Origin of the sequence: Mycobacterium sp. E2497 (assembly GCF_001668695.1) — a bacterium.
Lineage (GTDB): Bacteria > Actinomycetota > Actinomycetes > Mycobacteriales > Mycobacteriaceae > Mycobacterium.
On the sequence record NZ_LZKD01000033.1, the window covers coordinates 1 to 9,675 of the forward strand.

Annotated in this window: 12 protein-coding genes and 2 pseudogenes; 5 read left to right on the forward strand and 9 right to left on the reverse strand. The window is 67.0% G+C overall.

The window, feature by feature from the left end:
• Positions 1–528 (reverse strand): hypothetical protein (locus A5713_RS02605; RefSeq protein WP_156751715.1); only part of this gene is annotated, 528 nt, incomplete at its 3' end.
• Positions 525–1,358 (reverse strand): response regulator transcription factor, encoded by an 834-nt coding sequence (locus A5713_RS02610; protein ID WP_369804355.1) that lies wholly within the window; start codon positions 1,356–1,358, stop codon positions 525–527. The genes A5713_RS02605 and A5713_RS02610, both read right to left, overlap by 4 nt.
• A gap of 34 nt (positions 1,359–1,392) precedes the next feature.
• Here A5713_RS02610 and A5713_RS02615 point away from each other — a divergent pair, with 34 nt between their 5' ends.
• A complete protein-coding gene (locus A5713_RS02615) occupies positions 1,393–2,343 on the forward strand; it encodes a DUF1259 domain-containing protein (RefSeq protein WP_067917680.1) in 951 nt (316 codons plus the stop codon).
• 17 nt (positions 2,344–2,360) lie between these two features.
• Here the strand turns inward: A5713_RS02615 and chrA are convergent, their stop codons facing one another.
• The 3 genes from chrA to A5713_RS02630 are packed head-to-tail and all read right to left on the reverse strand — an operon-like array spanning position 2,361 to position 4,335.
• Positions 2,361–3,578: a chromate efflux transporter gene (gene chrA / locus A5713_RS02620; protein ID WP_067917678.1), complete on the reverse strand. Its 1,218-nt coding sequence runs from the start codon at positions 3,576–3,578 to the stop codon at positions 2,361–2,363.
• A 41-nt stretch (positions 3,579–3,619) separates the two neighbouring features.
• Positions 3,620–4,012, reverse strand: a complete 393-nt coding sequence (locus A5713_RS02625) for a hypothetical protein (protein WP_067917675.1) — start codon at positions 4,010–4,012, stop codon at positions 3,620–3,622.
• A 29-nt stretch (positions 4,013–4,041) separates the two neighbouring features.
• On the reverse strand, positions 4,042–4,335 hold the full coding sequence (locus A5713_RS02630) for a PepSY domain-containing protein (protein ID WP_082972730.1): 294 nt from the start codon (positions 4,333–4,335) through the stop codon (positions 4,042–4,044).
• Positions 4,336–4,482: 147 nt separating this feature from the next.
• Here A5713_RS02630 and A5713_RS28050 point away from each other — a divergent pair, with 147 nt between their 5' ends.
• Both A5713_RS28050 and A5713_RS02635 read left to right on the forward strand, forming a co-directional pair.
• Positions 4,483–4,719, forward strand: a complete 237-nt coding sequence (locus A5713_RS28050) for a hypothetical protein (protein WP_156751716.1) — start codon at positions 4,483–4,485, stop codon at positions 4,717–4,719.
• 19 nt (positions 4,720–4,738) lie between these two features.
• Complete coding sequence (locus A5713_RS02635; RefSeq protein WP_067917670.1) at positions 4,739–4,960, forward strand: hypothetical protein; 222 nt, start codon at positions 4,739–4,741, stop codon at positions 4,958–4,960.
• Between the two features lie 63 nt (positions 4,961–5,023).
• On the opposite strand, the gene A5713_RS28055 is transcribed toward A5713_RS02635, so the two are convergent.
• The 3 genes from A5713_RS28055 to A5713_RS28610 all read right to left on the reverse strand — a co-directional run bounded on the left by A5713_RS28055 (position 5,024) and on the right by A5713_RS28610 (position 6,987).
• Complete coding sequence (locus tag A5713_RS28055; protein ID WP_156751717.1) at positions 5,024–5,269, reverse strand: hypothetical protein; 246 nt, start codon at positions 5,267–5,269, stop codon at positions 5,024–5,026.
• A 657-nt stretch (positions 5,270–5,926) separates the two neighbouring features.
• Positions 5,927–6,670: a DUF523 domain-containing protein gene (locus A5713_RS02645; RefSeq protein ID WP_067917666.1), complete on the reverse strand. Its 744-nt coding sequence runs from the start codon at positions 6,668–6,670 to the stop codon at positions 5,927–5,929.
• A gap of 179 nt (positions 6,671–6,849) precedes the next feature.
• On the reverse strand, positions 6,850–6,987 hold the full coding sequence (locus A5713_RS28610) for a hypothetical protein (protein ID WP_197509008.1): 138 nt from the start codon (positions 6,985–6,987) through the stop codon (positions 6,850–6,852).
• Between A5713_RS28610 and A5713_RS28615 the strand changes: the two genes are divergently transcribed.
• Both A5713_RS28615 and A5713_RS02655 read left to right on the forward strand, forming a co-directional pair.
• On the forward strand, positions 6,986–7,789 hold the full coding sequence (locus tag A5713_RS28615; RefSeq protein WP_067917664.1) for a ferritin family protein: 804 nt from the start codon (positions 6,986–6,988) through the stop codon (positions 7,787–7,789). The genes A5713_RS28610 and A5713_RS28615 overlap by 2 nt on opposite strands.
• Positions 7,786–8,799: pseudogene (locus A5713_RS02655) on the forward strand (HAD-IC family P-type ATPase); the annotation flags it as partial. The gene A5713_RS28615 and the pseudogene A5713_RS02655, both read left to right, overlap by 4 nt.
• A 429-nt stretch (positions 8,800–9,228) precedes the next feature.
• On the opposite strand, the pseudogene A5713_RS29440 reads toward A5713_RS02655, so the two are convergent.
• A pseudogene (locus A5713_RS29440) lies at positions 9,229–9,624 on the reverse strand (HAD family hydrolase); the annotation flags it as partial.
• Positions 9,625–9,675 lie beyond the last annotated feature (51 nt).

A 9,675-nucleotide genomic window follows, 5' to 3' on the forward strand; every position in this document is an offset into this window, starting at 1 on the left:
GGCGGCCGCGAGGAGGTATGCGCCGACGGCGGTGGCCAACAGCAACAGCGGGAAACTGACGGCCAGCTCGTTGCGCAGATCCGCGACCGCGGCGTCCCGGTCGGCGAGACTTTGGGCCGCGACGACGACGCGTCCTCCGGGCGCCGGACCGGCCACCATGCGCACGGGCGCCGGCAGGTTGCCGAGCCGCGATTGATCGGTGACCAGTATCCCGTGGCGGGCGCTCGCCAGCTGCGAGGTCGTCAGCGCGTTCTGCCCGCCCAGATTGGAGGTCGCCGCCAGCACCCGACCCTCCGGGCCGACGATCTGCTGGGCGGTGTCGGGATCGCCTCCGGCCAGTACGGGATCGTCGTCCGCCGCGATCGGACCGAGGTTGGCCAGTTGGGTGGACAGGGACTCGGTGATCGCGGTGTCGAGCGATCCCTTGGTGTGGGCAACCGTCAGACTCGCCACCGCGAATAACAGCAGCCCCGTCACGACGGTGAAGGCGGCGGTGAGCCTGATCCGGATCGGCCAGCGCCGGATCATCGGCTCGATTTCTCGGGCACACCGCCGTCGGCGCGCATACGGTAACCGATCCCACGGACGGTTTCGATGGAGCGCGTCCCGAACGGCCGGTCGATCTTGTCGCGGAGCGCACGGATGTGGACGTCGATGACGTTGGACCGTGATTCGTAGGCGAAGTCCCAGCAGTGTTCCATCAGCAGGTCCCGGGTGAGCACCGTGCCGGGCCGGCGCATCAGCAGCTCCAGCAGCCCGAACTCCTTTGCTGTCAACTCGATCTCGACGTCACCCCGCCAGCATCGGTGGCCCGCAGGGTCGGCTCGCAACGCACCGGCGGTCAATACCGTGGGTCGCGGTGTCGGCCCGCGGCGAATGAGCGACCGCAGTCGGGCGAAGAGCTCATCGAGGTGAAAGGGCTTGGTGACGTAGTCATCGGCGCCGCCGTCAAGCCCCGCGACTCGGTCGACGACGGCGCCGCGGGCGGTGAGCATCAACACCGGCACCCAGTTCTGCCGGCGGCGCCATTTCTGGCAGACCTCGAACCCCGACATTCCCGGCAGCATGACGTCGAGGACGACGGCGTCGTAGTCACAGACCGTTGCGGCGTGGTAGCCGCTCGGGCCGTCGGCGGCGATGTCGACCGCGTAGCCCTCTTCGACCAGGCCGCGGCGGAGTAGGGCGGCCATTTTTGGCTCGTCCTCGACCACCAGCACTCGCACGGTCGCCACCATCCTCTCCCCGTACGGAGATGCCATCAGGCTTACACCCATCATCACCTCTAAGTGGGTAAAGCAGGTGTAGTCGCCGTTGATGAAGTTGCGATGAGGACATTCCGCCACGCCGTCCGGCTTCATCGTGGCTTCATGAAGAAGCGGTAGACCCACGGTCATGGCCGGCGTCAAGCATGCTGTTGTGGGGATCGCGATCGCCGCCACGGTGCTGGCGGGTTGCAGTTCGGGTCCGAAAGGCGGCACCGGGCAACCGGCCAACACGCGTTCAGCGGTGACGGCCGGCGATGCCGACTGGAAGCCGGTGGCCGACGCGCTCGGACGAACCGGAAAGCTCGGCGACCACAACACCGCGTATCGGATCAACTTGCCGCGCAACGATCTTCACATCACATCTTACGGCGTGGACATCAAACCAGGCCTGTCGTTGGGCGGGTATGCGGCATTCGCCCGTTACGGCAACAACGCGACGCTGCTGATGGGCGACCTAGTGGTCACCGAGGAAGAGCTGCCCAAGGTCACCGACGCGCTGCAGGCGCATGGCATTGCTCAGACCGCACTGCACAAGCACCTGCTCGAACAGAATCCGCCGATTTGGTGGACGCACATACATGGCATGGGTGACGCCGTGCAGCTGGCGAAGGGGCTTAGAACGGCGCTGGACGCGACATCGATTGGCCCGGCCGCCGCGCCGCCGGCGCAGCAGCCGCCGGTCGACATAGACGTCGCCGGGGTGCAGCAAGCGTTGGGCCGCAATGGGACCCAAGATGGAGGACTGTTGAAGTACAGCATCCCCCGTAAGGACACCATCGTTGAAGACGGGAACGTCCTGCCGGCGGCGTCGCTGAACCTGACCACCGTCATCAACTTCCAACCTGTCGGTGGCGGTCGGGCGGCGATCAACGGCGACTTCATCCTGATCGCTCCCGAAGTGCAGAAGGTGATTCAGGGCCTGCGTGCCGGAAACATCCAGATCGTCGAGCTGCACAACCACGGACTGACCGAGGAACCCCGGCTGTTCTATATGCACTATTGGGCCGTCGACGACGCGGTTGCGCTGGCAAGGGCGTTGCGCCCCGCGCTCGACGCCACCAACCTGCAAGCGCCATAGACCCGCCGCAGGAACGCTCAAAAAGCCAGGAGGCCAAGCACTCCCGTCGCGGCGACGACATAAGGCTCTTTGATCTTGAAACGCCACAGCACGCCCAGCGTGACCAGGGCGATGCCGGCGGTGATCCAGTCGGTGACAGCTTGTCGAGTGAGCACCACGACCGCACCGCAGAGCGCCCCGCCGGCGGCGGCGGTGGCACCGGCGACGAAGGCGCGCACCTGAACATTCTCGCGGTGCCGCAAGAACCAGCGGCCGGGCACGACGACCCCGAGGTAGATCGGGGTGAAGATGGCGACGCTGGAGACGATCGCCCCGGGCAGTCCCGCGACGAGATAGCCGATGAATCCAGCGCTGATCACGACCGGCCCTGGGGTGATAAGACCTATCGCCACGGAGTCCAGGAACTGGCTGTTGGTCAGCCAGTGGTGCTGGTCGACCACTCCCGCGCGCATGAAGGGCACAATCGCCAACCCGGAGCCGAACACAATCGCCCCGGTCTTCAGGAAGAACAATGCCAGAGAAGCCAGCGTCCCGCCGCCGGCAATGGTGCCCAGCCCGATCACCAGGGGCATGGACTTCGGGGCGCTTCCGGTGCTGCCGACGTCGTCTGGGGGATTGCGCCGCAATCGGATTCGTGGCCGGGCGTCGAGCGCGATCATCAACAGACCCGCCCCAACGATCACCAGCACGGGTTCGGAACCGGTGAGGGCGGTGAGCGAGAATACCGCCGCGCTGATGCCCCACAGCCGCCAGTCGGCGCGGTCGGTCAGTTTGATCAGCCTGATCGCGGCGATGGTGATGATCGCCATCACGGCCGGGGCGATGCCGTAGAACAGCGCTTGCACGACGCGCGATCCCGAATAGTGGGTGTAGATGGCGCCCACGGCCACCACGATGATGAAGGAGGGCGCCACGAACGCCGCTGCGACCGCGGCCGCACCGAGCGCGCCGCGACGCAAGTAGCCCACCCACATCGCGACCTGCGCCGCCAGGGGGCCGGGCATCGTCTGGCCGAGGGCGACGCCGTCAAGGAATTCCTGCCGGTCCATCCATCCGCGCCGTTCGACCAGGTCGCGTTGCATGTATCCCACGGTGGCGATGGGCCCGCCGAACCCGATCGCGCCCAGTTTCGCGAAATACGCGAGGACGCGACCGAAGCCCACGCCGCCAGCGGGCTCTCGATCGGCCGATTGGGGTTCCCCGTCGAGCGGTGAACCCGGGCCTACCTCACTCATATCGAGTATGTAATCAAGGTTTGCCTCTCGTGCGGGTGGCGTCAGATGGTGACCACGTTGACGCACAACGACACCACCACGGCGATCGCGCGGGCCTGGCCAAAGCGTCTCGGATCAGCAGGAGGCCGGAGATCGGCGTATGCCGCGAGAAAGAGAAACGTCATGACGGGTGCGAGCCAGTCGTTGGCGGAAAAGCCCGGGAGTCCGTCGCTGTTGAGTTGTGGCATGTTGGCCGACATTCGCCACAGGAACACCGCGGCCGCGCTCAGGACACCGATGGCAATGACATCCAGCCAGGAAGTTCGCCCCAACCGCCACGCCGCCGCGGCCAGCGCGAGCACACCGGTTAGTGCGGCCGTCAGCGCGATGTGCGTCGCGCTGAAGTTACCGGCCTCGGCGGCGAGATCGGTTGCCCTGCCCACGATTCGAGTCACCTGAAACTCCGGGAACTCCGATTGCGAGATCAGTCGTTGTCGGGGGCTTCGGTGCCGACGAAGTGGAAGCCTTGGTCGAGGTGAACTTCCACCTGCGTGCCGTCCGTTTTGGTGACGAGCACCCCGTAATAGGCGGCGCCCTCGTTCGTTTCCTTCTCGACCTTCCCGGCTTTACCCGGTATGGCTTGTACCGCTGCGGCGCGAGCTTGGTCGGCGGCGGGGCCGGTGATCTCTTGGTCGTCGGCGACAGCGACCCCCACGCCAATGGCCGCCAGGGCGGCGACGCCGGCCACACCGATACAGATCTTCATTCCGAGCTTCATTGATTCATCCCTTTCCGGTCCGTGACCTGGTCTGAACGCGACGCTAACGCCCGCACATGAAGCCAGAATGAAAGTGATCGGACTCCTTATGCTGATGGGTACAGCGTCTTGCTCGCTCGGGTAGTCGCGCCTTGACTTGGCGGCGCGATGACCACTGAAGTGGGCGATGACTGGTGGGCGCTGGGGGCGTTTATCCCGAGAAGCGTTGTGCGTCAGGTGCATAACATAGACGTTCCGCTTGCCGCTTCGAGCGGGACAGGTGAAGAGGATCGGCGTTACGGTCGCGGTCACCTGGCCCGACGGCAGGGGCACGCCATCAATGGACCATCCTCGGCATTTGGCATCTTGCCGGCCGATGCCGACAAGGACGATGATCGTGACTGACCGCTAAGGAGGGTCAAACATGATGCTCAACAGGTTCGCCGCCTGGACCGGGTGGCTGTCCACACTCCTTGCGTTTGCGGCTCTGCCGATGGCCCTGTTCGCGGCCGGCACCGGCCACCCGGGTTGGGCGATGGTGGCGGCCGCCGCATTGCTGTCCTGTGTCGGCGTCGGCGCCGGCGTGGTCGGAGCGGTCGTGCACTACGACCACCGACATCACAGAAGCACTCCCCACCTCTTCTAGCGGATTCGACCTGCGGTCTCGCCGTTTGGTGTCACGGCGGGCACCAGGCCAGCGCGCTCGCGCCTAACAGTTGACGTGGGGAATGCAGCCGTTGGGGCCGCCGGGAGCGGTGAAGTCACGAGTGGGCTCACTGGTTGCGGGTGCTCCCTGGCCGGCCGTGGCAGGGGGTGCGGGCGTCACGGTCGACGTAGGGGCCGCGGTCGGTGTGGTTGTGTCGCTGAGCAATTCGCTGATGCCAAAGCCTGCGGCCAGCGTCAGGACCGTCGCACCGCTGAACAGCACGATCGCCGTCCTCGCTCGAGATGTCATCAGGGCCTCCGTTCTCGGTTGTGTGTAACGCCCATCGTGCCGCATCGATACCCCTAGGGGGTAGGGGCTTAAGTCCCCGGATCGGACCTCAAGGCCCGGCCGGCCGTGGGTTGCCGTCGTGGGCTTGCAGCCGGGAGAGGCCATCGTCGATTCCGTGGGCGATTTGACCGCGGACGTCAGAACCGGGGCCAGGAGGCGACTGGCAATGACAGCTCAGGTTGCCGAACGGATTGGGGTCGGCGCCGGCCACCGGCGCGACCTCCACGCATGCGCCGAGGAGAATCGTGAGACCGATGATGAGTCTCGTAATCAGCTGGGGGTGATTCACTTGCGGCCTATGGCCACGGGTGCGATGGGCCTTGCCGCCGCCACTCGGGCGACCGGCGGGCTGGTGGCCCCGTGAGGTAGCGACGCACTGTGAGCGATGAGGCTGACTAATCGTTACACGTGCATTCGGGGTGACCGCAGCTGCAGCCGGCGGCGTGCGTGCAGCCGGAGTCGCCACAGGTGCAACCGGTGGATTTACAGTGGCAGGTGTCTGTCTCGTTCATAACCCAAACCATACCCCTGTAGGGTATATAAGACAAGCGGTTCGGCGAGTAGTCCGCGAGTGGGCGGGCCCGCGATAAGCCACCAGACGACGAATCCGGAAGCGGGTCAGCGGGTTTCGACGCCGCCGGAGGGGGTCCCGCGGTTCCGGAGTTCCCCCAGGGCCCGCAATGGGCCCGCGGCGAGCAGCGTCTGCCGCTCACCGCGAAGCTCCGCCGCGAGGTCATGCTCGAGCGCGGGAAGCTGCAGCCCGCGTCGCCGCAACGCACGATCCAGCGCCGCGACGAACAGGCCCTCGCCCTGGCGGCGGCATCCGAGCACGGCTCGTTCGTTCATGACGTCACGGGTCAGCGCGGCGGCCGGACAGGCCGCGACCACGTCCAGCGAGGCCCGCATATCCAACGTCGTGATCACCCCGCACGACGGCGAGGCGCCGACCCCGACCACTCCTTGGACCGCGATCCCGGAACGCTGGTAGTCGGCCACGTCGCGTACGACGCGCCGCGCCAACCGCCGGTAGACCAGGCGGGTCCACCACACGAACGCGCGGAGCAGCGGGCCGCGCAGCGGATACAGCCATCCGCCCTTGGAGCCGTACAGGAGCAGGCTGTGGGGCTTGAGGACCCCGCCCCAGGCCAGCCGTTCCGGGCAGGGCATTTGGTGAATTCCGTAGCCCGCGCCGATCAGCTCCTCGACCGCCTCCGGCACCGCGCCGGCTCGGGTGGCACCGCCGGCGTACCGGGTGTTCTCGTTCAGCAGGCAATGCGACACGAACACCACCCGCCGGCCGCGCTCGTCGCGCAGTTGGTCGAGCAGCAGCCGCGGTGGAAGCGGCCCTGAGCTACCGCGCATGATCCGACACGGTACCCCGGCTCAATCGACGTGGCAGCCGCTTTCGGCCTCGGCCCGCACGCAAGCGGTCGCCGTCACCGATTACGGGACTTCCGCCTCTACGGCCGGCCCGCCGCACAGCGTTACCGTCGGTCGTATGGCAAGACGAGTGACACATCGACTGCCGGGCTAGCCATGTCTCAGACCAGGTGGTTGTTGGGTGTGGTGTGTGCGGCCGCGCTGCTGGTGGCGGCATGCTCGAGCCATCCGGCGCCACCGGCAGCCTCCACCACCTCCGCGCTTGCCGATTCCACCCGATCGAATGCGTTATCAGCCATGCATGGCGAGGCGCTGGCCCATGCGAAGTATCTCGCTTACGCCGCCCACGCGAAGCAGGCGGGGCGGGCCCGGGCCGCGCAGGACTTCACCGACGCGGCCCAAACCGAGCACATGGATCACTTTGCGCGCGAGGCCGATCTGGTCGGCCTGGGCGGCGACATCGCGGCCGACCTAGGCGACGCGATCAACGGCGAGAGCAACGAGGCCACGGCCATGTACCCGGGTTTCGCCAACCAGGCCACCGCGGACAACGATCCGGCCGCGGCGGCCGCCTTCAGCGAGCTCGGCGCCGACGAGGCGAATCACCTCAGGGACTTTAAAACCGCACTTCAGGCGGTGAACAGCCCGGGCAGTGGCGCGTCGGTCCCCGCCGGCCAAGGTGCGGCGCCGGCGGCTATCGCGGCCGGGCCCCCACGGTCGTCCGGGGTTACGCTGGCGAACCTGCGCACGGCGATGCAGGGTGAGGCCTTCGCCTACGCCAAGTACATGCGTTACGCCGATCAGGCGCGCAGGGCCGGCAATCCTGCTGTGGCACAGCTGTTCACCAACACCGCCGACGTCGAATTGAACGAGCATTTCGCGACGCTGGCCACCCTGGCGGGGCTGGTGGCCACCGACACCAACGCCAACCTGCAAGACGCGATCAGCGGTGAGCAGCACGAGGCCGACGTCATGTATCCCGACTACGCCCGCCAGGCCGACCAGGCGGGAAACCCCGAGGCCGCCAACCTGTTCCGCGAAATCGCCGGCGACGAAAAGGGCCACCAGCAGACATTTCAGACCGCGCTGACGACATCGTGACGAAGGCTGAGATAGGACGCGGCGCCGCCCTGTCCGGACTAACCGCCGCGGAAGCCGCGCGCCGGTTCGCAGCCGACGGTCCCAACGAGTTGGCGGCCCAACAGCGCCGGAACTTGCTGCAGGAGGCCTGGGACGTCATCCGGCAACCCATGCTGCTTCTGCTGCTGGGGGCGGGTCTGGTGAACTTCCTCTTGGCGGAGCCGCTGGACGGCGTCATGTTGATGGGTTTCGTCGTCGTCGTCATCGCGATTTCGATCTATCAGGAGCACAGAACCGAACGGGCCCTGGCCGCATTGCGTGACCTGTCTTCGCCCAGGGCCCTCGTGGTGCGGGACGGTGCGCAGGTACGCATTGCCGGCCGCGAAGTGGTGCGGGGTGACGTGGTCCTGCTCGCCGAGGGCGACCGGGTCCCCGCCGACGGGATGCTTTGGGAGTGCGCGAACTTCTCGGTCGACGAATCGGCGTTGACGGGCGAGTCCGTCCCGGTCCGGAAGGTGTCGATCGAGCCTGCGCAGGTCCCGGCGGCCATGGGCCGGCCCGGCGGGGACGCGACCCCCTGGGTCTTCTCGGGAACCCTGGTGGTCAAAGGTCATGGCATCGCCGAGGTCATGCAGACCGGAGCAGGAACCGAACTGGGAAAGATCGGGACAGCGCTGCGCACGATAGAGCCGGAGCGCACCCCGCTGCAGCGCGAAATCGACCGGCTGGTTGGGATTCTGGCCGCGCTGGGTGTGGCCGTCGCGGTTGCGGTCGTCATCGTCTACGGGCTGACGCGGGGCAACTGGCTGACGGGCGTGCTCGCGGGCATCGCGACCGCGATGGCGCTGCTGCCGGAAGAGTTTCCGGTGGTCTTGGCGGTATTTCTGGCCCTAGGCGCGTGGCGAATGTCGCGTAAGCGGGTTCTCACCCGGGTTCCCCCGGTCATCGAGACGCTGGGATCGGCGACCGTCCTGTGCGTCGACAAGACGGGCACCTTGACGTTGAACCGAATGACCGTGCGGCAGCTCATCGTTGACGGGCACGCGTATACCCTCGGCCAGGACGCGCTGCCGGAGGCGTTCCACACCCTCGCGGAGTTCGCCGTGCTGGCCTCGCCCGTCGATCCCTTCGATCCGATGGACAAGGCGTTCAGGGAACTGGGCGAAAAGTACCTGTCCGGAACCGAACACGTGCACGACGAGTGGGAACTCGTGCGCGAATATCCGCTCTCGGAGGAATTGCTGGCGCTGTCCCACGTGTGGCGTTCGCCTGACGGAGGCAGCTACGTCATCGCCGCCAAGGGTGCACCCGAGGCCATCGCGGACCTGTGCCATTTCACCGCCGACGACCTCGCCGCACTCACCGCCGACGTCGAACAGGCCACGGCCGGCGGCCAGCGGGTCCTGGCGGTGGCTTGCGCCCACTTCGATGCCGATGTTGGCCGCGCGCAAGGCCGGGGCGTCATTGACGCCGTCACCCGTCATCCCGACCACTTCACCGTTGGCCTGCAGGGCGCGGACGAGTTGAAGCTTCTGCTCCGGCACCATTCGCGCGAAGACACTGACCGACCGGATGTGGCGAGCCAACTCATCGCCCGGCATCGCCTCGAGGTCGCGGCCGGTGATGCAGCCGGCTTCATGGTCCAAGCCGATGTCGCGGGCGATCGCCAGAGCGGTGCCGGGGTAGTCGCCGGTGATCATGATGGTGCGGACGCCCGCATGCCGGCATTCGGCGACCGCAGCTGCCACGCCGGGCCGCACAGGGTCGTTGAGGCCGGCCAGCCCAAGGAATTCGAACTCGAAGTCGTGCTGTTCGGACGGTAACGCTGTGTCGGCATCGAAGTGGGCGCAAGCCACCGCCAGGACCCGCTGGCCGCCGGCCGTGGCCTGTTCGACGTCGGCGGTGAG